At 42.3% G+C, this 23332-nt stretch carries 18 protein-coding genes and 2 pseudogenes; 1 reads left to right on the plus strand and 19 read right to left on the minus strand.

Features of this window, described 5'->3' with window-relative positions:
- The first annotated feature begins 125 nt into the window (after positions 1 to 125).
- On the plus strand, positions 126 to 353 hold the full coding sequence (locus tag DXA15_RS06230; RefSeq protein ID WP_128133444.1) for a hypothetical protein: 228 nt from the start codon (positions 126 to 128) through the stop codon (positions 351 to 353).
- Here the strand turns inward: DXA15_RS06230 and DXA15_RS06235 are convergent.
- The 19 genes and pseudogenes from DXA15_RS06235 to rfbA form a co-directional block, all read right to left on the minus strand.
- Entirely contained in the window at positions 276 to 1031 is a 756-nt protein-coding gene (locus DXA15_RS06235) for a DNA-binding domain-containing protein (RefSeq protein WP_128133445.1), read from the minus strand. The genes DXA15_RS06230 and DXA15_RS06235 overlap by 78 nt on opposite strands.
- 261 nt (positions 1032 to 1292) lie before the next feature.
- A complete protein-coding gene (locus tag DXA15_RS06240) occupies positions 1293 to 2078 on the minus strand; it encodes a hypothetical protein (protein ID WP_128133446.1) in 786 nt (261 codons plus the stop codon).
- A complete protein-coding gene (locus tag DXA15_RS06245; RefSeq protein ID WP_128133447.1) occupies positions 2059 to 3363 on the minus strand; it encodes an AAA family ATPase in 1305 nt (434 codons plus the stop codon). The genes DXA15_RS06240 and DXA15_RS06245 overlap by 20 nt, the downstream gene beginning before the upstream one ends.
- 156 nt (positions 3364 to 3519) lie before the next feature.
- Positions 3520 to 5763 carry a GH92 family glycosyl hydrolase gene (locus tag DXA15_RS06250; RefSeq protein WP_128133448.1) on the minus strand — a complete coding sequence of 748 codons (2244 nt, stop codon included), beginning with the start codon at positions 5761 to 5763 and terminating at the stop codon, positions 3520 to 3522.
- 129 nt (positions 5764 to 5892) lie between these two features.
- Positions 5893 to 8067 carry a beta-N-acetylhexosaminidase gene (locus tag DXA15_RS06255; RefSeq protein ID WP_128133449.1) on the minus strand — a complete coding sequence of 725 codons (2175 nt, stop codon included), beginning with the start codon at positions 8065 to 8067 and terminating at the stop codon, positions 5893 to 5895.
- A 455-nt stretch (positions 8068 to 8522) separates the two neighbouring features.
- The gene (gene rplT / locus DXA15_RS06265; protein ID WP_005635321.1) at positions 8523 to 8867 is read right to left on the minus strand and encodes a 50S ribosomal protein L20; all 345 of its coding nucleotides are present in this window, start codon (positions 8865 to 8867) and stop codon (positions 8523 to 8525) included.
- Between the two features lie 106 nt (positions 8868 to 8973).
- The gene (rpmI, locus tag DXA15_RS06270) at positions 8974 to 9171 is read right to left on the minus strand and encodes a 50S ribosomal protein L35 (RefSeq protein ID WP_128133450.1); all 198 of its coding nucleotides are present in this window, start codon (positions 9169 to 9171) and stop codon (positions 8974 to 8976) included.
- Positions 9172 to 9221: 50 nt separating this feature from the next.
- Positions 9222 to 9872: a translation initiation factor IF-3 gene (infC, locus tag DXA15_RS06275; protein ID WP_128133451.1), complete on the minus strand. Its 651-nt coding sequence runs from the start codon at positions 9870 to 9872 to the stop codon at positions 9222 to 9224.
- Positions 9873 to 9905: 33 nt separating this feature from the next.
- A complete protein-coding gene (gene thrS / locus DXA15_RS06280; RefSeq protein WP_128133452.1) occupies positions 9906 to 11861 on the minus strand; it encodes a threonine--tRNA ligase in 1956 nt (651 codons plus the stop codon).
- A gap of 154 nt (positions 11862 to 12015) precedes the next feature.
- Positions 12016 to 14145, minus strand: coding sequence for a tetratricopeptide repeat protein (locus tag DXA15_RS06285; protein ID WP_199676236.1), 2130 nt, complete (start codon positions 14143 to 14145; stop codon positions 12016 to 12018).
- Positions 14146 to 14400: 255 nt separating this feature from the next.
- Positions 14401 to 14727, minus strand: a complete 327-nt coding sequence (locus DXA15_RS06290) for an acetyl-CoA carboxylase biotin carboxyl carrier protein subunit (RefSeq protein ID WP_007657087.1) — start codon at positions 14725 to 14727, stop codon at positions 14401 to 14403.
- A 29-nt stretch (positions 14728 to 14756) separates the two neighbouring features.
- On the minus strand, positions 14757 to 16304 hold the full coding sequence (locus tag DXA15_RS06295; protein WP_128133453.1) for an acyl-CoA carboxylase subunit beta: 1548 nt from the start codon (positions 16302 to 16304) through the stop codon (positions 14757 to 14759).
- 19 nt (positions 16305 to 16323) lie between these two features.
- Positions 16324 to 16881 carry a peptide deformylase gene (gene def / locus DXA15_RS06300; protein WP_128133454.1) on the minus strand — a complete coding sequence of 186 codons (558 nt, stop codon included), beginning with the start codon at positions 16879 to 16881 and terminating at the stop codon, positions 16324 to 16326.
- Positions 16882 to 16884: 3 nt separating this feature from the next.
- Positions 16885 to 17306: pseudogene (gene ruvX / locus DXA15_RS06305) on the minus strand (Holliday junction resolvase RuvX).
- 69 nt (positions 17307 to 17375) lie between these two features.
- Positions 17376 to 18773: an undecaprenyl-phosphate glucose phosphotransferase gene (locus DXA15_RS06310; RefSeq protein WP_128133455.1), complete on the minus strand. Its 1398-nt coding sequence runs from the start codon at positions 18771 to 18773 to the stop codon at positions 17376 to 17378.
- Between the two features lie 100 nt (positions 18774 to 18873).
- The gene (locus tag DXA15_RS06315; RefSeq protein ID WP_128133456.1) at positions 18874 to 20010 is read right to left on the minus strand and encodes an OmpA family protein; all 1137 of its coding nucleotides are present in this window, start codon (positions 20008 to 20010) and stop codon (positions 18874 to 18876) included.
- Between the two features lie 112 nt (positions 20011 to 20122).
- A complete protein-coding gene (gene gmd, locus DXA15_RS06320) occupies positions 20123 to 21274 on the minus strand; it encodes a GDP-mannose 4,6-dehydratase (RefSeq protein ID WP_128133457.1) in 1152 nt (383 codons plus the stop codon).
- 13 nt (positions 21275 to 21287) lie between these two features.
- Positions 21288 to 22360 (minus strand): annotated as a pseudogene (locus DXA15_RS06325) (GDP-L-fucose synthase family protein).
- Positions 22357 to 23232, minus strand: a complete 876-nt coding sequence (rfbA, locus tag DXA15_RS06330) for a glucose-1-phosphate thymidylyltransferase RfbA (RefSeq protein ID WP_128133458.1) — start codon at positions 23230 to 23232, stop codon at positions 22357 to 22359. The pseudogene DXA15_RS06325 and the gene rfbA overlap by 4 nt, the downstream one beginning before the upstream one ends.
- Between the last annotated feature and the right edge of the window lie 100 nt (positions 23233 to 23332).

Here is a 23332-nt window from a genome sequence, read left to right on the forward strand (position 1 = left end):
AGAAAGAGAAAAATTCAAGGGAACCCAGGGTTAGAACCCTGGGCTAGTTTGTTACAGGCCTACAGCCTGAAGGCACCGTCACTAATTGGCTCATCCTATAATTTGCAGATAGCTCAATTTTTTCTATGGTTCCCACTTGTGCAACCGCATTGGTTCCGGGTGGTGCAACCGTACTGGTTCCCGTCAAAGCAACCGTCCGTTCGCGGCATAGGGAACGCCTCGGTTCCTGCAAGGGGAACGCCGGGGTTCCCGGTGCCGCGAAAGCAACGGTGTTTTTATTCTATTTCGGGGCGGTCGCCACCTCCACCGCCGCCATCGCCGACAAACACGGTGGTCGAGACGGAACGGGGTGATTTACGCAGGGCGTTCTTACCTTTCATATATTGGTTGGTGATGGTGAGTTCGTACGTACCGTCGACCAGGCTGGTAGGGACAATAAAGATCAACGTCCCGGGATCGTTCGTACTGAACATGTCGCTGCCGACTTTCACCACCTCGTCGGTAGTCGTATTGCGGAAACTGATCCCCACCGCTTCGTTGTCGCCCACTATGCGGAGATAAGCGCCGAAAACGGCGAAGTTGCGACCGGGTGTCATGCTGCCGTCGGTCATATTGTTACTGCGATCTTCCACACCAGTGATATACATCACGTCGGCTTTTTCGCCTTCTATGACGATTTCTGTCTTTGCGATCTCTTCGCGAATTACTTTATCCTGGATAAAAGAGATGTAGATGCCGTTCTTTTCGGGGTTCCAAAGGCCTTTTTCGATAATTCCCGTAAAACGGGGTATTGCATGGAACAATCCGGTGTTGACGCTAAAGCCATTCATCAGGAAGCGTGCCACTATGCGTTCATAGAGTGTAACTACATGTACGAGAGTTTCTTGTCGCAGCCCGGTATCTTCTTCACGCATCTCTTTATAGATATCATCGAGCCCTGCGTTACCTGCGGATTCGAGTACCAGGATCCGATCTTTCGGATCTGCCGTTAAGCTGTTATCTGCCAGCCATCCTCTTAATTTGTTTTGCATACTAGTGCGGATTGTGGAGTTTTGTTAGATCTCCGGTTAATATTTCGACCGTTTTGTACAAAATAAAAATGACATAAAAAAAACGATCGTTTTTTTCTAGTCATTTTGAATTATCCCTCTTTCATCTTTTCAAAAGATTTTACATTCAGTAACAAATCCGCCTATCAATCTCTACGCTCATAATACAGTTTCCTAAATACAAAAAGCCCTGAGAAGTTCATTACTCCCCAGGGCTCCCTTACGATAATTTATTTTTCTTACTTATGCGTATCTTCCAATGAGAATCTGCAAATCCTCTTTTTCTATTTCTGATTCAAGAATATCCATTTCATCAGATGAATAAGCCGCTATATCAAAAGATTTCCATATATTCCATAGCGTATCTGTAATGGCTTCAAATTCCAATAATTTAAATTGATTCCTATATTTTAAAGCTTCTGTACGCCAATATCTTGTATTATCAAAAAAGTTCTTTAAATCCTTTTTCTTCAAACATTCATACAAGACTTCTTTTATTCTATCTAAATCATTTTCCGGTTGATACGGCATATCTGATTCAAATTTTATAAAAGCATTAAACTGTATGGGATTCATCACCTCCCAATTCGCACTAAACTCACGAGCAAAACGCCGTACCCAACTTTGAGCCTTGGGAGCAACCTCTTCAGAAAAAATAAAACAACTATTGAGGGCAATCCTAGACTCTGATAATAAATCTTTAGAATGTTTTATTTTGCGAGCTAATGAGCTTTTCTCCAGATTTCTAGAACTTTGATAATCCAAACGTAATTCTACCAACAACAATCTATGATTTACTTTTCGATTATTTTGATAATCACTAATTCCGACTGCTGCATCCATTGTATTATCTTTTGAACCACCACAGAACTTTGTTTCGTAATCATCCAAAGCCAAACATTTGATCTTGTTTGAAAAAATCCCTACTTTATTATAATCTCTTTGAGAGACTTCATCTAATAAGCACAAACAATGTTTAGCTATCAAATGAGAAACAATAATGTCTTCATTATAAATTATTGGAACCATAATCTTGAATACGGGATATCGCAATATTAAAAGACTCAAAAATCTCTTTTATATCGCTTCCGAGGTTTTGATATGTATATTGTAATGAATTCTCACTTCTAGTCGCCTGATAAAAACAGGTATTTTCGATAATATCCTCTTTATGGGCAATCGATTGTATAGCTGCAACCATATCCGGATTATGACTGGCAATCATAATTTTTAAGCCTAATTCCTTATGCAGCAAAACTAATAAACGTGCAAATTCCACTATCCACTGAGGATGTAAGTGGGCTTCGGGTTCATCAATAAGCAACAAGGTCTCTTCATTCAGATAACCATTTTCCAAAAGACGCTGTAAATAAGCAAAAGCTTTCAAACCGGTAGCAGCTTTTTCCAAAGGTATATTTAAACCATCCTCCCGATGAAAATGCAATTCCTTATTAAAACCAAATGTATCGTCTTCAACTATTATCTGCCCATTTATCAGTCGCCTGATGCGTAACAACACTTTTTTGCCAGACTGAGGCATTTCTCCCTGAGGACTTATCATCATTTCATATAAATCTGTCCAATGGGGACTTAACATTTTAGCTTTATCAGACAAAGCCATTGGAGTATCTATATATATTGCTCTATGAATCATCAATGGAGCATTAAATTTTCCTTTTTCCAATAGCTTAACCCCGTCTTCTGAAAGTTGTATGTTTGACGGAGCTTTATCTTCCTCAGAATAATTTTTTTTTATAAATCTATACAGTTGATCTGATGAGCGTTTTTCTTTATCAAGACAGAGTTCTTCATATTTTTGATCAAAATCAGCTATTAATGAACTAAAAAATTCAGCGATATTCTTTTCCAAGAGGATTTTATCTTCATTATATGAAATTTTCAGATAAGAGAAAATACGTTTTTTTCTGCTCTTCATCATTTCTGCAGATAAGAAAGATATCAGTCTCAATTCGAACTGCTTAACCAAACTTATATATCTTTCTTTCAATGTGTCTATATCAACTTGATCATTTATCTGATCGATCACCTCATGATATGAGGTGAATTCATCGCTCTGACTTATCTCCCGACTAGCTCTAACCAATTTTTGAAGATTTCCTCTTAATTTATTGGAGAATTCCTCATAAAGAGATTCGTCAAATTTGTTCGATTCATTAATTATATAATACAACCATCTTGACAAAGTACTTTTGCCACAACCATTTTCTCCGGACAACACAGTTATTCCATTGATAGTAATATCAGCTTTCTCTATAGCATGATACCCATATAGCGAATATTTATATTTGCTCATCTGTCCTTTTTTAATTCTGTCTTTGCAAAAATAAAGGAAAAACCGATGACTACAAAGGTAAAAGGATTTATTATTTATCAAGTATCCTATATTCGAAATAGAAAGCCCTGGAAAGTTTCAAAACTTCCAGGCTTATTTCTGCCATGTTTTTATCTCTTACTTATGCGTATCTTCCAAAATAAATTTAAGCGTTCCGGCATTTACCAATTCTTCCTGAGAAATAGTATAGCCTTTTAGCTTCTTTCCGTCGGCTGTTACTTCTTTAATATAGATGTCTTCCGGACTGTTATGCATGGATTCGATTACTAACTCACCTTTTGGATAGAATTTCTTATTCAAATCGATGGTAACCTTATTGAAGGTCGGCGAAGTCAGTACATAATCCATATCGCCGGGACAAGCCGGGTAGAATCCCATCATAGAGAAAACGGCCCAGGTCGACATGGTTCCGGTATCGTCATTGCCGGGAAGACCGTTCGGTGCATTATGATAGTATTTACTTAACAATTCACGAACGAGTTTCTGTGTACGCCAGGCATCACCTTTGAAATAACTGAACAGATATGGATAGGCGATATCCGGTTCGTTTGCCATATCGTAATGGCCTTCGTCGAATACCATCTGCAATTTGTCTACAAATTTCTTCTGGCCTCCCATCAGCTTAACCAGACCGGGGATATCGTGAGGAACATAGAAAGTATAGTTCCAGGCACTTCCTTCATGAAAACCGGGATTGGGTTCGAAGTTTTCACCTTGTTTAGGATTGAAGGGAGAATAGAATGTTCCATCGGGCAGAATCGGACGAAGCGTACCGAATTCTTTGCTGTAATAATGTTTATAGCCCATCGAGCGGTCATAGAAGAGTTTTGCATCTTCCTTCTTTCCTAAAGCTTTAGCAAACTGGGACAGGTTCCAGTCGGCTATATAATATTCCAAAGCATGGGATACGGAGTTGTCGTATTGTTCACGAAGCGGAACATATCCTTTGCTCATATAATCGTTATTGTCCGGACGAAGCAGGTTGAACTCACCCGGTGTAGTAGCTCCTTTACGCATCGCTTCGTAAGCTGTTTCTACATCGAAATCACGAAGGCCGCGCATCCAGGCATCTACTATATAAGGTATGGAAGGATCACCTTCCATCGTGAGGGTTTCGCGTCCGTATAGTTCCCACTTAGGCAACCAGCCGCTTTCCTTATACATATCGACCATGGTACGGATGATATCGAGCTGACGTTCGGGGAAAAGCAAGGTCATCAAGGTACTTACGTTACGATAGGTATCCCACAAAGAGAATACAGTGTAACGGTTTCCGGTAGTATGACCTACTTTCAGGCTTTCCATCATCGGGTATTCACCGTTTACATCCTGAATAATGTTCGGATGAATCAGCAGGTGATATAAAGCGGTATAGAAAATTGTCTTGTCGTCTTTGCTACCGCCTTCTACCTTTACACGTGACAGGTCGCTGTTCCACATATTGCTGGCGGTTGTCCTGACTTTATCGAAATCGAAACCGGGTTGTTCCGTATTCATGTTGAGACGGGCGTTTTCGATACTGACAAAAGAGACACCCATCTTGACTTCGATGGCTTCGTTTTCTTCCGTATCATAGGTGAACCATACACCGACATCGTCACCGCTCATTTCACGGTTATACTTGGTATATAGTTTGTATTTGCCTGAATAGACATCCCATTCGGCTTCCACACCTTTCATCTCACGCTGTTTCTTCCAATATCCCATCGACTTGGGAGCCTTGCTGACCTTCATTACGAAATAGATCGGGAAAACGGCCTGCGGGTTATAACAGAAAGTTCCCAGCAACTTGCTTCCTTCAATCTCTGTTTCGTTGACAATACGAACGGTTGCTCCGGTTTCGTTGGTCAATCCTTCTCCCAGGTTCAGCAGAATATTCCCCTGCCCCTTTGGGAAAGTGAAACGGCTAAGGCCGGTACGCATACTGGCTGTCGCTTCGGTCTTGATACCATATTTTGTCAGGACATTGCTATAATAGCCGGGATGAGCTACTTCATCCTTATATTTACTACCATATTCTCGGTAATCGACTTTCAGTTCGCCGGCGGTCGGCATCAATAACAGACTGCCTAATTCGGGACAACCTACCCCGCTCAGGTTTACATGGGCAAAACCTGTCATGTAGTCATTGTCGGCGGAGTATGGAGTGGACCACCATTGGCTGTCTTTATCGAAGCGGTTGCTCTCCGATCCCATCACATTGAATGGAGTGACACTCATCATACCCTGGGGACAGATGGCTCCGGGATTAGTAGTCCCGTAGTTGCTGGTCCCGATAAAAGGGTTTACATAATCTACCGGCTGTTGTGCTGCCGCCATCAGGCTACCACACAGCAGGAGGCTCATTACTTGCTTCTTCATTCTCGATTTATTTAGTTAATTAATAATATGCTAATTTGAAAATGTGCCAATATGCCAATGAGTATACATATGCATTAATTCTTAGAATTGGCACATTGGCATATTTACCACATTGGCTCATCATCCTCTTTACCATACGACGATTTCATCCACAAAGATGAATCCCTTATTCGCTTCATCAGCTTTCAGACGGACATAGCGGGCTTTCCAGTCTCCCTGGAAGAGATATTCCTGGAAAGAAAGTTCGGGATCTTTATTGGAGATGGTGGTCGGGATAATTCCCTGTGAAGTGAAATTCGTTCCATCTTCGGATGTCAATAACTCGACTGTAGCCGGTTGGAAAACTCCCGGCCCGATCAGTTGCATGAAACGGGCGGAGACTTTGTGAACATCGGTAACTTCTTCCATATCGATCACACAATCAAGATCGTTCAGGTAGCCCTGCCAACGACCATCCAGATAGGTCAGTCCTCCCCGATAGCCATCGAGCAGCGCATTCATACCGCCTGCCATATAACCAGGATACAACTTACTATTATAATGTATAGGCTTGTTGATAGCGCGGTGGTAATCGACTTTCTTCTCGGTCGGGGTTCCCTGCAACTGGCCATTACTGAAAATGGCAGCTTTAACATAAGCTGAATCCTTCACCAGAATCATCCCGTCGTAAACTGTGGAGGAGGCTGTCGGGACAGTACCGTCCGTCGTATAACGGATTTCTGCCGGATACTTTTCGGCATCCAGGTAGACTTCAATCTGTTTGCTGACCGTATCGACCTTCATCGTTACTTCCAGTTCGTCGGAAAGAGTAAATGTATTGATGCCCATCTGCTGTAATTTTGAGATATGAGCATTCATACGGGGTTTGAAGTCATTCCATTCGCGCTTTTCCTGAGGCGACCAGGCAATCTCTGCCAAGGCCAGGGCACGGGGATACATCATATATTCCAGATGTTGTTCATCCTGAATATATTCCGTCCAGGTATTAGCCTGTACTCCCATGATGTGTTTACTTTCTTCGGCAGTCAGGGAGTCGACCGGAATCGGATTATAACTATACACTTTCTTTATCGGAGTATATCCGCCGATAGCATAAGGCTGTGTTTTAGGATCTGCCTGGTAGAAGTCAAAATACATATAATTACCCGGTGTCATCACCACGTCATGTCCCATACGGGCAGACTTGATACCACCACTTTCGCCACGCCAGGACATAACGGTAGCCTCCGGAGCAAGACCACCTTCCAGTATCTCATCCCAGCCGATCAGCTTACGGCCTTTAGAGATCAGATGTTCCTCTGCCTTATGTATCATATAACTTTGCAGTTCATCCACGCTTTTCATGCCATTCTTTTTCATCAAAGCCTGACATTTAGGACAGGTTTTCCAAGCACCTTTACCGGCTTCGTCCCCTCCTATATGAATATACTCGGATGGAAAAAGTTCGATCACTTCATCCAGTACGTCTTCCATAAAGGTAAATGATTTCGGATTACCGATACAGAAATCTCCATTCTTATAAGGCTGACCGGAACAGCTTAACTCCGGATAAGCAAACAGGACCTCTTCCGAATGACCGGGAAATTCGATTTCCGGCAATACATTAATATGTTTAGAGGCTGCATAGGCAACGATCGCACGTATATCGTCTTTGGTATAATAACCGCCATAGGCTCCCGGAGTTCCTTCAGGAAGATATTTGCGGTCTTTTCCATCCCACCACTTCCGCCAGTCGGATTCGGTACGGAAAGCGGCATCAGTAGTCAGTTTAGGATATTTATCCATCTGGATACGCCATCCTCCTGCATCCGTCAGGTGAAGATGCAGATTATTCAGCTTATAAAAGGACATCACGTCCAGCAACTTGAATACTTCTTCTTTGGGAAAGAAATGACGCGACGCATCCAGGTGCATCCCTCGGTACTTGAACCGAGGCTCATCCTGTATGGTGACATAAGGGATTCCCTGGGGAGAAAACAGCTGACGGAGTGTCTGTTCGCCATAGAACAGACCTGTCCCGGTGGCCGCTTTCAGGTCGATACCCTTTTCATTCACTACAAGCTGGTATCCTTCCGGATTTCCACCTATTGACTCGTCCACGATAAAGCGGACATTTGCAGGCTTTGCTGTAGAAAAAACAGCAGCACTGTCGACTTTCAAAAAGCCTCCTGAAGCACTAACCTGTGCAGGCAGCGGGATTACATTCAGTTGCACAGTCTCTTTCGGAGAACAGGCAACAAGAAGCAAAGAGCATACTACAGTAACACCCGTCATCGCTATGCGCGATTGTTTTGGCAGTAACATAATAATCAGTTTTTGTGTATTTATTCTTGGTGCGGTAAATATACAAAGAAAAAGGGAAAATCCCGTAAGAGATTTTCCCTTTATATGAGAAGAAAGCCGCACCGTAGATATGAACAAACTCCGTATGACAGGATTTGAGTGCTTTGCCACCTTTGTAATCCGCTGTGCGATGCATGCCCCGAAGGGTGCGGCCCGCCATTAGCGACAAGAGCGTTGTCTCGGAATTAAAATAAACTGATGAGTTTCCCAATCGAACAAGTGCGGCTAACTCATTTTTCTTATCACAAAGATATGTAAAGCCTTTGAATCTTCCAAACAAAATGTCAACAATTTCCCCTTAAATAATGAATAAAAAAGTGAAGTCTCAGTGTTTCAGAAGGTATGAATTGCAAAAAGCTAACAAAAAAAGGGTCCCGAAACCGGAACCCTTCTCTTATTGACATTTATATATCAATTTACTTTACTTTTGCAACGATAGCTTTGAAAGCTTCCGGATGGTTCATAGCCAAGTCGGCCAACACCTTACGGTTGATTTCAATTCCTGCAGCATGCAAAGCTCCCATCAAACGAGAGTAAGACATACCTTCCAGGCGAGCAGCAGCGTTGATACGCTGGATCCACAATGCGCGGAAGTTACGTTTCTTGTTACGACGGTCACGGAATGCATAAGTCAAACCTTTTTCCCAGGTATTCTTTGCTACGGTCCACACATTCTTACGTGCACCATAATAACCTCTGGTAAGTTTTAAAATCCGTTTTCTTTTTGCTCTTGAAGCAACATGATTTACTGATCTAGGCATAATTCTAATCTGTTTTGAATGTTAGCGTCATCCTTTATGATGATCTTACTTGCTAAATACATTCGGTTAATAAAAATCTTTGTAAAACTCGCTTAATTTAAGAAGATTACTTCATGCCAAGCATTAGCTTAACACTGCTTACATCAACAGTAGCAACAAGGCCAGTGTGAGTAAGGTTTCTCTTAGCTTTTTTAGTCTTCTTAGTCAAAATGTGACTTTTAAAAGCGTGTTTTCTTTTGATTTTTCCTGTTCCGGTAAGGGCGAACCTCTTTTTGGCACCGGAATTAGTCTTCATCTTAGGCATTTTCCAATTTTGTTTTAATTATTAAACTTGACACCCTCTACGGGCGTTTTTTATTCTTTATTTTCTTCAGCGTCAGATTCTGTCCTCGGCTTCAGGGTTATCACTTTCTTAACCACAGGCTTTGCCGGTCCAGATCCCGCAGATGCAGGTTTCGGAGCAGCTGCTGTAGCCGGTGCCCCTGCTTTTTTAGGTGTCAGCATGATGATCATACGTTTACCTTCCAAAACCGGTAACTGTTCTACTTTACCGTAGTCTTCCAAATCATTAGCAAAACGAAGCAATAAAACTTCACCCTGCTCTTTGAAAAGAATGGAACGTCCTTTAAAGAACACATATGCTTTCACTTTAGAGCCTTCTTCCAGAAATCCTTTAGCATGCTTCAGTTTGAAGTTATAATCATGATCATCTGTCTGAGGTCCGAAACGAATCTCCTTCACAACAACCTTCACAGACTTCGCTTTTTGCTCTTTCTGTCGCTTTTTCTGCTGATAGAGGAATTTCTGATAATCGGTTATTTTACAAACGGGGGGCGCAGCATTGGGTGAAATTTCTACCAGGTCCAATCCCTGATCTTCAGCCATTTTTAATGCCTGAGATGTAGGAAATACACCTTGTTCTACATTGTCACCTACTAAACGAACTTCACGAACACGAATACGTTCGTTGATTCTGTACTGTTCTTTCAGATTGTCATTCTTCATTCAAAAAGATTTATTCTCCTCGTTATTAGTTATTTACTTGTTTTTATTTTGCCAACGATTCATCATGTCCTCTACTTCATCGTTCAAAAGCGCTGCAAAGGTAGCAATTTTCATCGAACCTTTATCACCTTCGCCCTGTTTTCTTACAGAAACTTCATTATTTTCTGCTTCTTTTTCTCCGACGATGAGCATATAAGGAATACGTTTCAATTCATTGTCACGAATCTTACGACCGATTTTTTCATTTCTGTCATCTACCAAAACACGAATGTCCTGTTCTTCCAGCTGACGGGCGATGTCCCATGCATATTCATTGAACTTCTCACTGATAGGCATGATACATACCTGATCCGGAGTCAGCCACAACGGGAATTTACCTCCTGTATGTTCGATCAGCACGGCTACGAAACGTTCCATTGAGCCAAACGGTGCACGGTGGATCATTACCGGACGGTGTTTTTTGTTATCTTCACCTGTATATTCCAGCTCGAAACGTTCCGGCAGGTTATAGTCTACCTGGATAGTTCCCAGCTGCCAGCGGCGACCGATAGCATCTTTCACCATAAAGTCGAGTTTCGGACCATAGAAAGCAGCTTCACCATATTCGATCTTAGCTTTCAGACCCTTTTCCTGACAGGCTTCGATGATAGCGGTTTCAGCTTTTTCCCAGTTCTCTTCCGAACCGATATATTTTTCTCTGTTTACTTTATCACGTAAAGAAATCTGGGCTTCGAAGTTTTCGAAATCGAGCGCTTTAAAGATGATAAAGATAATATCCATTACTTTCAGGAATTCATCCTTCAACTGATCCGGACGGCAGAACAGGTGGGCGTCATCCTGCGTAAAGCCACGTACTCTCGTCAAACCGTGCAACTCACCGCTCTGTTCATAACGGTAAACCGTACCGAACTCTGCGAAACGCAAAGGCAGGTCTTTGTATGAACGCGGAAATGCTTTGAATATCTCACAATGGTGAGGACAGTTCATCGGTTTCAACAGGAATTCTTCACCATCCTGCGGAGTATGAATCGGCTGGAATGAATCCTTACCGTATTTTGCATAGTGGCCTGATGTTACATACAGTTGTTTGCCTCCGATATGCGGAGTCATTACCTGCTGGTAACCGTATTTCTTCTGGATACGTTTCAGGAAATCTTCCAGTTTCAAACGTAACTGAGTACCACGGGGCAACCACAAAGGAAGACCTGCTCCTACTGCGGTAGAGAATGTGAATAACTCCAGTTCCTTACCGATCTTACGGTGGTCACGTTTTTTGGCTTCTTCCAATAATGCCAGATATTCATCCAACATTTTCTTTTTCGGGAAAGTGATACCATACAGACGAACCAACTGTTTGCGTTTTTCATCACCACGCCAGTAAGCACCGGCCACGCTCAGAATCTTTACAGCTTTCAGGTAAGATGTGTTAGGTAAATGCGGACCACGACACAAATCTGTGAAAGAGCCTTGTGTATAGGTTGTGATCGTACCGTCTTCCAGTTCACTGATCAACTCAGTTTTATATTCTTCACCTCTGTCACCGAACATTTTCATGGCATCAGCCTTGGTAATGTCCTGACGTTTGATTTCTTCTTTTTTAGCTACTAACTCCAGCATCTTTGCTTCGATTGCTGCGAAATCACCTTCTTTGATTGTAGCTTCACCCGGATCTACGTCATAGTAGAATCCATTCTCGATAGCCGGACCGATACCGAACTTGATGCCAGGATAAAGTTCCTGCAGTGCTTCAGCCATCAGGTGAGCACTTGAGTGCCAGAAAGCATGTTTACCTTCTTCATCATCCCACTTTAGCAGCTTCACAGTTGAATCCTGCATAATTGGACGAGACAGGTCCCATGTTTCTCCGTTCACACTTGCGGCCAAAACTTCCTGAGCCAAACGGGAACTGATGCTTTCTGCGATCTGCATAGCACTTGTTCCTTCGGCGTATTCTCTTACGGAATCATCCGGAAATGTAATCTTTATCATAATCTGTTCTCTATAATTCTTTAATTAGCATGCAAATTTAGCATTCTTTTTCGTAAAATGATCTTTTTAAGTCAAAAGATATATGCTTTAAACCCAAAACAGACATGTTTTGTTGGGAAACATGTCTGTTTTGAACCTAAAAAGCTTATTCAGATCAATTGCTTGTCATACGTTTGATGATACTGTAGGCATTGATAATACCTAATTCGCCAGCCTTACTCAGGTCCGCAATACCTTGATTAGCATCACCCAGAGAGAGATGAGCCAGTCCGCGGTTAAAATAAGCCTCTGCAAAATCAGGGTCACGTTTGATCGCCTCATCATAATCCTGTATGGCCGCACGGAAGTCACGCTGCACACAACGCAGGTTTCCGCGGTTGAAATAGGCATACACAAATCCGGGGTTCAAACGGATAACCATATCATAATCACGTGTAATCAACTCATGCTCGTAAGCCTTCCTTTTATCCTTCACTTCGGCCGATCTAGGATCAGAAGGAGCTTTCGGCTGTGTCGGACTCTGCCCCATCTTAAAGTTCATACTACCCATAGAGGCTGACAAGTCATCGGTTGTAGTTGTCTGGGACATATCATAAACCAATTGTTTGTAACGTACCACTGCACGGTTGAAATAAGCCATCGTATAGGTCGGATCAAGTTCAATAACCTTATTAAAGTCCTTGATAGCTTCCGTAAAGTCTTGCACAAGCATATAATCTACAGCCCGACCAAACCACGCATCCGCATTTCCCGGCTGGGCTTCTATCTTCGCGGAATAATCATTGATCGAGGCAAAGTGAACCGAAATCTGATCTTCCGTAAGGGCAGCCTCTTCATTGGTTATGCGTAATTTGCGCGATAAAACCATACGGGCATTATATTCTTCGATCGTCTTGTCGTAATAAACAATTTTCTTGATCGGATCAATCTTTTCGTAATAAGTCAGGACAAACTGAGGTTCGATATCTACGCGGACATTACGATCCTGCACACGTCCACGGACATCACTCTGGTATTTATTCCTGCGTTCCTCTTCCTTGTCATACACCACCAGGCGATTGAATTTACTGATGTTTTTATCTGATTTCTCACGTGTATTTTCACCTTTGTCATCCGAAGAAGATGCATTACTATCCTGTCCAGTCGTATTAGTAGAGGCCATGGCATTTCCACCCTGCGCGGACTGGCGGTCCTTCTTGGAATTGTTTTCCATTTCAATAGCGGTCCAGTAGTCGCGATCGGCACCTACCTGGTCATTCATTTTACGCTTTGCTTCGGAACGGCTGTAATAACCCGGAGTAAAATTCGGATATTGACCTAAAACAACATCGAAGTCCTGAACGGAACCGCGATAGTCACCTGTTTCGAAACGCAGGAGAGCACGGTTATAATAAGCCATATAGTTATCCGGTTCTTGCTGGATCACCACATCGAAGTCTTCGATAGCACGGTTGTTATCGCCTACCTGATAACGAAGCAGTCCCCGGTTAAAGCGGGCAATCAGATTATTTTTATCCATACCGATTACCTGATCGTAATCATCCATCGCTCCACGGAGGTCGTTCATCTGGTAACGTACCAGACCACGATTGATATAATAGCCACTTTCACGGGTATTCAGGCGGATAGCCTCGTTCAGATCCGCCAAAGCACCTTTCAGATTATTAGTTTGATAAAGCAGGATCGCACGGTTACCATAGGACGGAGCATAATAAGGGTCCATTTCAATAGCCTTATTATAGTCGGCAAGCGCTTTTACCGTGTCGCCTTTCTCGGTATACATAGCACCGCGGGTCAGATAATTCATCGAATATTTAGGATGCGCTTTCATCAGCACATCGAATGTCTTTTCGGCATCATCATAGTCTTTCCGTTGGATATTGGCTACGGCTTTATTGACAAGCATCTGGCGATCCTCGGGTTTAAATTCAAGACCTTTGTCGTAATCGGCAATTGCTTCGGCATATTTTTCCTGGCTCTGACGAGCAATACCGCGGGCATAATAGGCCTGGACCAGAAATGGATTCCGCTGGAGACATAATGTACAGTCTTCTTCCGCTCCCTTGTAGTCGTCCAGATTGATCTTGGCAACAGCGCGGTAGAAATAGGGTTCCGCGATCCAGGGTTTTGCTTTAATGACTTGATTGAAATATTGTATCGACAATACGTAATCTTCAAAATACAAGGCATTACGTCCGATAGCCAGAACACGATCCGTATTGATCTGCGCTGACATCGCCAACGAACATGCTACAAACATCAAAAAGAGGAATATTTTTTTCATCAGATTGCCTTAAGTGTTAAAAAGAGGCATGCCAAAAGGTTTCAACAGACTTTTGACACCCCTCTTTATTCAGCGAACAAAAATAAGCAATTCATGTGAATGTTAAAACGGTTCGCAGCAAAAATAATCCTCAACAAACCGTAATCAAGCCAAAAAACTTAAATTGAGTGCAAAATGTATCAAATAAAAAGGTTGCACCAGTGTATAAACACTACCGGCACAACCTTTTCGCACGTACTATGAAATAACCAAATTTTACTTCGGCTGTATTTTTACCATCAAATGATCTTTTGCGATCTTATCTCCTTCGGTAACGTCCAACTCAGTAATCACTCCGGATACCGGAGCGACGATCCGATTGTACATCTTCATCGCCTGATGAATGAGGAGCAACTGACCGGCTTCAACTTCCTGCCCTTTTTCCACATAGATCTTCACGACAGTTCCCGGAAGAGTCGAAATCACATCACCGACGAAAGGCTTATGCCACATCTTACGGTTCTTATATTTCTCTGTCAGCAGCGTTTTGTATTTACGGGCGGTAACTACAAAATCTACATATTCGTTTTCTTTATTTTCCATATTTTCAAAAAGTATATGTACGGATTTAATTAGAACGGAGGGATTCCGTGCTTTTTAGCCGGTCTGTATTCCTCTTTCAAAACAGAAAGTTTCAGAGCGTGAAGCAACAACGCACGTGTTTCTTTCGGCTCGATAACAGAATCGATAAATCCTTTCGAAGCTGCCACATAAGGATTAGCGAACTTCTCGATATACTCTTTCACTTTTTCCTGACGCATTGCATTCTGGTCTTCAGCTTCCATGATTTCCTTACGGAAAATAATGTTAGCTGCACCTTCCGGTCCCATAACGGCAATCTCTGCACTCGGCCATGCAAACATAAAGTCGGCACCCAGGTGACGTGAGTTCATCGCAATGTAACCACCACCATAAGCTTTACGCAGAATCACTGTGATCTTAGGCACAGTTGCTTCCGAATAAGCATACAAAACTTTTGCCCCGTGACGGATCACACCGGCATGTTCCTGATCTACGCCCGGCAAATAACCCGGCATGTCTTCCAATGTAATAATAGGAATATTGAATGAGTCGCAGAAACGAATGAAACGGGCAGCTTTGTCGGCACTGTCGCAATCGAGTACACCGGCCAGCACCATCGGCTGGTTAGCAACGAAACCGACTGTTTCGCCTGCCATACGACCGAAACCGATCACGATATTGGCAGCCCACAGTTCCTGAATTTCCAGGAAGTCGGAATCATCGACGATACATTTGATAACGTCACGAACATCGTACGGCTGTTTCGGATCAGCTGGAACAACTTCTTCAATGTTCAGCATCGCTGTCGGTTCTTTCGGCTCAGTAGTCTTGGCACGCTGCTGGTTATTCCAGGGGATAAAGCTGACCAGACGTTTAACCTGTTCGAAACAATCCTGTTCGCTCAAGGCATAGAAGTGAGCATTACCTGTTGTTTCCGCATGAACACGGGCACCACCCAGATCTTCCATGGAGATGTCTTCACCCAAAACTGTCTTGATCACATTCGGACCGGTGATAAACATCTTGGAGATATTTTCAACCACAAATACGAAGTCTGTCAAAGCAGGTGAATAAACGGCACCACCGGCACACGGGCCCAGGATCAATGAGATCTGAGGGATAACGCCTGATGCGATTGTATTTCTATAAAATATTTCACCATATCCGGCCAAAGCACCAACACCTTCCTGAATACGTGCACCACCTGAGTCATTGATACCGATAATCGGACATTTCATCTTCAATGCATGATCCATGATCTTGGTGATCTTACGAGCATGTTGCAAACCTAATGAACCACCGGCTACAGTAAAGTCCTGTGCGTAGATACATACCGGAGCACCGAAAATAGTACCTGTACCTGTAACTACACCATCACCCGGAAAATCTTTCTTATCCATTCCGAAGTCACGGCCATCGTGCTTTACAAACAAATCGTACTCATGAAAAGAGTTCTTGTCCAGCAAGGAAAGAATACGATCACGGGCAGTAAGTTTACCCATTGCGATCTGCTTTTCGATAGCAGCCTCGCCTCCCCCCATCTCAACGACGGCTTTCTTCTCCCTGAGGGCCTGAATGTTTTTACTTAAATCTGTCATATTATTTAATAGATTTTTATTATTTACCGACAGCTTTTGCTCTGTATGAACAACGAGCAGTCCCTTTAATAATACTATTTAGTTTTCCTTTATTCAACTGGCGGCGGATAGCCGAAACATTGTCGATAAATACATGGCCTTCCAGATGCTCGCATTCGTGCTGTACCACACGGGCAGCAAAACCATCTACCACCTCGTCATGTACCTCCCAGTTTTCATCAAAATATTTCACCCGAATTTTGCTGGCACGGGACACTTTCTCATGTACGCCAGGAAGGCTCAGACAGCCTTCTTCCATAGAAATCTCTTCTTCACTGCTTTCAACGATATCCGGATTAATCATCGCACGCTTGAATCCCTTACATTCAGGGAAATCATCTCCCATCACATCAGCATCGATCACAAGCAAACGAATCGACAACCCAACCTGGGGAGCGGCCAAACCTACTCCATCGGCATTGTACATCGTATCGAACATATTAGCTACTAACTGCTTTAATTCCGGATAATCCCTGGGTACATCTTCAGCCTCTTTTCTTAACACAGGCTGACCGTATAAGTATACTGGTAAAATCATAAACTATAACTGATATTTTTTATTTTCTAAATATGATTGAAGGATAATAACTGCACTGATCTCATCCACCAGGCCTTTATCCTGTCTTTTTTTCTTCTTCAAACCTCCGTCGAGCATTGCCTTGTGCGCCAGGACAGACGTGAAACGCTCATCATAATATTCAACCGGAATATCCGGAATGGTCCGTTTCAGATGTGTCACGAAAGCCTCTACATGCTTCATGTTTTCCGAGGCTCGTTATTCATCTGCTTCGGCAAGCCAACCACGAATAAATCGACCGGTTCTTTTGCCACATAAGCAGATAACCAGGAGACCAATTCTCCACTCGACACCGTTGTCAGACCGTTTGCAATCATCTGCAAAGTGTCTGTAGCTGCCAACCCAGTCCGTTTCCGGCCATAATCAATTGCTAGTATCCTTCCCATCGGCTGCAAAGATAGCACAAATATGCATTTGTATTACACAAATACACAAAAAGTGTGCAATTTATAAGTTTAATAGGCATTCTTTTCACCTTTAGACATGTTCAGAATCGTCACCACGATAATCTTCAGGTCCAGAAAGAACGACCAGTTCTCGATGTACCATACATCCCGTTTCACACGTCCTTCCATCTGTTCGAGCGTCTTGGTTTCTCCCCGATAACCGGTTACCTGCGCCCATCCCGTCACTCCGGGTTTTACCAGATGGCGCACCATATATTTATCGATAAGAGCCGAATATTGCTCAGTGTGTTTCAACATATGAGGACGAGGGCCCACTACCGACATCTCCCCTCTTAATACATTGATAAATTGAGGAAACTCATCCAGATTCGTACGCCGAAGAAAATCTCCGATACGGGTTTTACGCGGATCATCTTTCGCTGCCTGCAATTTATCAGCATCTGCATTGACCCGCATTGTCCGGAATTTATAACACTCAAATTCCTGCCCGTACAAACCGGTACGCTTTTGCTTGAAAAAAATAGGACCCGGAGATGTTGCTTTTATCAATATTCCTATAACAATATAAAGTATCGGATAAATGGTCAGTAAAACACCCAAAGAAAAAAGAATATCAAAAGTTCTCTTTAATGCCCGGTTGTAAGCAGCCTGCAAAGGTTCACGGCGAACTGCCAATAATGGAATAGACTCCATTATTTCCATAACAAGACTCTTCTTTATATTCCTGTAAAACTCCGGAACAATATAGAAACGGATCATATGCTTTTCAGCAAAATTCATTATCCGCAATATTTTCTCGTCTTGCGTTCCTGGCAAAGTACAATAGATTTCGTCTATATCATTAGCCAATACATACTTTTCCACTTCATGCGTCATACCCAGGTAATTCGGCAACACACTTTGCAAAGACAGATTATCATCAAAAAAACCCATGATACTAAATCCATAGGAAAGATCATCCTTCATAACCCGATACAATTCCATACCGTTCTTACCTGCTCCTACAATAATAATTCTTTTAAAATTATGTCCTTTTCTACGGTACATCTTTAGTGTAACGCGAACAAACACTCTCCAAAGAGCAAAAATTATAACTGTTACAGCAAAATAAACCAGCAGAAATGTAGCCAGGGCATCCCCTATATTCAGAAAGATAAGACAAGTAGCAAACAGAAAGACAAATATAGAAACCAACGCAAAGGCACGCTGTACAATCTTGTCAATAAAAACAACAGCCACATGCAATTGCATGGGAACAAAATAAAGGGCAAAGAAATAACAGAAATTCAATAAGAGAACAACCTCTCTCAAGCTATAGGATATAGCTTTTGTATAAAATTCCCCCAATCCATAATAGACAGCGAAGAACAATAGATTTAATACCACTAAATCTCCCATTCCTATCAGCCACTGGATAAGGTAACCATGTTTTTTGTCGAATTCCATAACTGTGTTCTAAAATTCCACAAAAGTAATGAATATTCTGTGCAAAAAAAAGGCCGCACAATAGAATGTGCAGCCTTTTTCAGATATAATTAAAAATAAATTAATTATTAGCAGACATGATAACAACACGGTTCCAGTTGTTTTCGCTGTACGGCTGTTCGTCAGAACCTCTCCATTCGATAGTAATCTGATTAGAGTTGATACCGTATTTTTCGATCAATTCTTTAGCAACGGCTTTAGCACGTTTTTCAGAAAGACCCATGTTGTATTTAGAAGTACCTGTGTTCTTATCAGCATAACCGATAACCTTGATCGGAGCATTGTTTGCCTTCATGAATTCAGCAGTGTTGTAAATACTGATCTGCTGGTTCTTATCGATCTTAGAACTATTCAGACGGAAGTATACTACATTGTCAACATAGTTGTTTACAACATTAGTTACAACTTCTTCGCATTCAGGACAAGATTCCGGACGTTTGCTCAGTTCATCGTTAGCAGCACGCAAAGAGTTGATCTGATTGTTCAGGTCGTTCAACAAAGCGTAATCCATCGGTTCCAATACTTCGAAATCAGTTTTACCCAGTTTGAATGTCAAACCTGCGCTCAGCTGAGCGATACCGTCTGTCAGGTGGAACATGTTAACACGGTTGAACTGTTCGTTCAGCAAAGAGCCCTGAACTTCCACGTTTAAATCAACACGTTTGCTCAAACGGAAAGCAGTAAGGATACCAGCATTCAATGTAGGAGATTCTGTTCTAGCATATCCCTGATTTTCAAAACGCTGTGCATAACCGAAACCGACCCAAGGAATCAAACGGAATACTCTTTTTTCATTATAAACTCCCCAGAAATTGGTAACATCCCATAACAAGTCTACATGAGCAGCTGCATATTTGTTGTGCTGCATGATCTCTGCGTTGTCACCTACAAATCCGTGAAGGATACCGCCGTTCAACTGAGTACGGAAAGCCAAATACGGATTGAACCACTTACCAAATGAGAACTGAGGTGCAAAATTCAGACGGTTACCAAAATCTGCTTTATTATTCTGGTCACCCAATAACATACTTGCACCACCGGCAACAGAAATAAACCAATTATCGCCAGCTTTGTTTTTCTTGAAATTTGTCTTATAACCTTTTTCAGTACTAAAACCAACTTGTGGTTTAAATTCCTGTGCTGACACAGAGAAAACAAAACCTGACAATAAAGCTAAAAGTAATACTTTAGTCTTCATATTCATCAACTTTTTAATTAAACAATCAATTACCTTAAATAACGCTCAAATTTAGAGCAAAATTAACTCTTTTTTTAACTAAAACAAAATAAATCTATGTTTTGTTCTTAATTTATTCAAAATAATTCAGAATCTTATATCCACCTTCTTTCAGGTAGGACTCTTTTTTCATCAGCTTAATATCATTCTGCATCATATCCTGAATAAGAGCATCGAGGGTGTATTTCGGCTCCCAACCCAAACGGGTACGGGCCTTCGTAGCATCCCCGATAAGTAAGTCAACCTCGGTCGGACGGAAGTACTGAGGGTCAATACCAACCACCTCTTCACCTATCCGTTCTTTAAACTTTTCGAGATAAGCCTCACCTACTTTCTCTATAAACATTTTTTCGTCAATATAGTTTAATACTGCGACCTCATTAACATTTTCGCCTTTAAAAATGACTTCTACTCCTATTTCTTTAAATGCTTTACTGATAAAATCACGAATAGTCGTCGTTATCCCGGTAGCAATAACATAATCAGAGGGTTCATCCTGCTGAAGAATTGCATACATGGCACGGACATAATCCTTAGCATGTCCCCAGTCACGTTTGGAAGATAAATTCCCCATATAAACTTTTTCCTGCATACCCAAAGCAATACGCGAAACGGCACGAGTTACTTTACGGGTAACAAAAGTTTCTCCGCGAAGCGGCGATTCATGATTAAACAGAATACCGTTGGAAGCATGCATTTTATAGGCTTCACGATAGTTTACCGTAATCCAATAACCATATAATTTAGCAACAGCATACGGGCTTCGGGGATAAAAAGGTGTCGTTTCCTTTTGAGGCACTTCCTGAACCAATCCATATAATTCGGATGTAGAAGCCTGGTAAATACGGGTTTTAGGGATCAGGTTCAGCAGACGCACCGCTTCAAGGATACGCAACACACCCAGACCATCGGCATTCGCCGTATATTCAGGAGTATCGAAACTTACTTTCACATGGCTCATAGCTGCCAGGTTATATATTTCGTCAGGCTGCACTTCACCGATGATACGGGTAAGGTTCAGGCTGTCGGTCAGGTCGCCATAATGAAGGATCAGGTTCCGGTTCTCCACATGAGGGTCCTGATAAAGATGATCGATACGGTCTGTGTTGAACATGGATGAACGACGTTTGATACCATGCACCGTATATCCTTTTTTTACAAGATATTCTGCCAGATAAGCGCCATCCTGCCCTGTGATACCTGTTATTAAAGCTACTTTACTCATTTATACGAATTTATTATTGTTTGTCTAAATACCAGTTGTATAAAAGTTCCACACCTTCGGCAATCTCTATTTTATGATGCCATCCCAAAGCATGCAGCTTACTGACATCCGTCAGTTTGCGTAATGTTCCGTCGGGTTTGGAAGCATCAAAAGCCAGTTCACCTTCAAAACCGATCTTTTCCTGAATCAGCGTAGCGACTTCTTTTATAGATAACTCTTTTCCCGTACCTATATTTATATGTGTGTTGCGCACTTCATTTCCCTCCGGACGCACATCCGGGAAATCGATGTGTTCCATAATATAAACAGAAGCATCTGCCATTTCTTCACTCCAAAGGAATTCACGGAACGGTTTTCCGGTTCCCCACAGCTGCACTTTTCTCGGATAGATACCGTATTTAGCTAAAATAGCCAGGATGTCATTATCCGTTGCATTCCCGGTCACTCCTTCTACAGGACGTGCATTCAAATCTTTGCGCAAAGCCTCCCAATTATCGGTATGAAGGCATTTGCCAGATGAATCTTACGGATCATCGCCGGAAGCACATGCGAAGTCTCCAGATTGAAATTATCGTTCGGACCATACAAATTAGTGGGCATCACTGCGATATAGTTCGTTCCGTATTGCAGGTTATAACTTTCACACATCTTTATACCGGCAATCTTTGCGATGGCATAGGGTTCATTGGTATATTCCAACGGAGAAGTGAGCAGGCAATCTTCGGGCATCGGCTGCGGCGCTTCGCCCGGATAAATACAGGTGCTGCCTAAAAACAGTAATTTCTTTACATTATTAATATAGGAAGCATGGATCACATTATTCTGGATCATCAGATTTATATAAATGAAATCCGCACGATACCGGCTGTTTGCCATAATACCGCCAACATGGGCAGCAGCTAAAAAGACATACTCCGGTTTTTCCGTCGCAAAGAATTCATTTACCGCACACTGATTGGTCAAGTCCAGTTCTGTATGGGTACGCAAAACAAAGTTTGTGTATCCTTTCTGCTGCAAGTTCTTCAGGATAGCAGAACCGACCAGGCCACGATGACCGGCTACAAATATTTTACTGTCTTTATTCATTCCTTTATCAACTTCAATAAATATTGGCCGTACTGGTTCTTTATCATCGGAGTTGCTGCTTCTTTCAGTTTCTCGTCATCGATCCAACCTTTCCGGTAAGCGATTTCTTCCAGACAAGCCACTTTCAGTCCCTGTCGTTTTTCAATCACCTCCACAAATGTAGAAGCCTCCGAAAGCGAATCGTGCGTACCGGTATCGAGCCAGGCGAAACCGCGTCCTAATAATTGAACTTTCAACTCTCCGTCTTTCAGGAACTCCTGGTTTACGGTTGTGATCTCCAGTTCTCCACGTGCCGACGGCTTAATTTGTTTTGCCACTTCGACCACTTTATTCGGATAAAAATAGAGTCCGACAACAGCGTAATTCGACTTGGGGCTCTTCGGTTTTTCTTCAATGCTCAGCACGTTTCCGTCCTTGTCAAATTCAGCAACGCCATAGCGTTCCGGATCGTTTACGTAGTAACCGAAGACAGTTGCTTTTTGTTCGTTCTCCACATTGTTAACGGCCTCTTTTAACATAGCCGTAAAGCTCTGTCCGTAAAAGATATTGTCGCCTAACACAAGGCAAACCGAATCATTACCAATGAATTTATCCCCTATAATAAAAGCCTGTGCCAAACCATCGGGCGAAGGTTGTTCGGCATATTCAAAATGCACGCCATAATCCGAACCGTCTCCCAGCAACCGCCGAAACCCGGGTAAGTCCTGCGGGGTAGAAATGATCAGGATCTCCCTTATCCCGGCAAGCATCAATACAGACACAGGATAATAGATCATCGGTTTATCATAAATCGGCAACAATTGCTTGGATACTCCTTTGGTTATTGGATACAAACGGGTTCCGGAACCTCCGGCCAGTACAATTCCTTTCATAAAACAGACTTTTAATTTTACTTAATACGGGGCAAATGTATATAAAATATTTCATTTTGAAGGCATGGAGGAAATACAATCGGCACCCTTAATTTACTTA

This window comes from Parabacteroides sp. AM58-2XD (genome assembly GCF_003463685.1).
Classification (GTDB): Bacteria; Bacteroidota; Bacteroidia; order Bacteroidales; family Tannerellaceae; genus Parabacteroides; species Parabacteroides segnis.

Excerpts from the sequence above, each read along its gene's own strand:
- DXA15_RS06230 (WP_128133444.1), top strand. The coding sequence starts at position 126 with ATGGTTCCCACTTGTGCAACCGCATTGGTTCCGGGTGGTGCAACCGTA.
- DXA15_RS06235 (WP_128133445.1), bottom strand. The coding sequence starts at position 1,031 with ATGCAAAACAAATTAAGAGGATGGCTGGCAGATAACAGCTTAACGGCA.
- DXA15_RS06240 (WP_128133446.1), bottom strand. The coding sequence starts at position 2,078 with ATGGTTCCAATAATTTATAATGAAGACATTATTGTTTCTCATTTGATA.
- DXA15_RS06245 (WP_128133447.1), bottom strand. The coding sequence starts at position 3,363 with ATGAGCAAATATAAATATTCGCTATATGGGTATCATGCTATAGAGAAA.
- DXA15_RS06250 (WP_128133448.1), bottom strand. The coding sequence starts at position 5,763 with ATGAAGAAGCAAGTAATGAGCCTCCTGCTGTGTGGTAGCCTGATGGCG.
- DXA15_RS06255 (WP_128133449.1), bottom strand. The coding sequence starts at position 8,067 with ATGTTACTGCCAAAACAATCGCGCATAGCGATGACGGGTGTTACTGTA.
- rplT (WP_005635321.1), bottom strand. The coding sequence starts at position 8,867 with ATGCCTAGATCAGTAAATCATGTTGCTTCAAGAGCAAAAAGAAAACGG.
- rpmI (WP_128133450.1), bottom strand. The coding sequence starts at position 9,171 with ATGCCTAAGATGAAGACTAATTCCGGTGCCAAAAAGAGGTTCGCCCTT.
- infC (WP_128133451.1), bottom strand. The coding sequence starts at position 9,872 with ATGAAGAATGACAATCTGAAAGAACAGTACAGAATCAACGAACGTATT.
- thrS (WP_128133452.1), bottom strand. The coding sequence starts at position 11,861 with ATGATAAAGATTACATTTCCGGATGATTCCGTAAGAGAATACGCCGAA.
- DXA15_RS06285 (WP_199676236.1), bottom strand. The coding sequence starts at position 14,145 with ATGAAAAAAATATTCCTCTTTTTGATGTTTGTAGCATGTTCGTTGGCG.
- DXA15_RS06290 (WP_007657087.1), bottom strand. The coding sequence starts at position 14,727 with ATGGAAAATAAAGAAAACGAATATGTAGATTTTGTAGTTACCGCCCGT.
- DXA15_RS06295 (WP_128133453.1), bottom strand. The coding sequence starts at position 16,304 with ATGACAGATTTAAGTAAAAACATTCAGGCCCTCAGGGAGAAGAAAGCC.
- def (WP_128133454.1), bottom strand. The coding sequence starts at position 16,881 with ATGATTTTACCAGTATACTTATACGGTCAGCCTGTGTTAAGAAAAGAG.
- DXA15_RS06310 (WP_128133455.1), bottom strand. The coding sequence starts at position 18,773 with ATGGAATTCGACAAAAAACATGGTTACCTTATCCAGTGGCTGATAGGA.
- DXA15_RS06315 (WP_128133456.1), bottom strand. The coding sequence starts at position 20,010 with ATGAAGACTAAAGTATTACTTTTAGCTTTATTGTCAGGTTTTGTTTTC.
- gmd (WP_128133457.1), bottom strand. The coding sequence starts at position 21,274 with ATGAGTAAAGTAGCTTTAATAACAGGTATCACAGGGCAGGATGGCGCT.
- rfbA (WP_128133458.1), bottom strand. The coding sequence starts at position 23,232 with ATGAAAGGAATTGTACTGGCCGGAGGTTCCGGAACCCGTTTGTATCCA.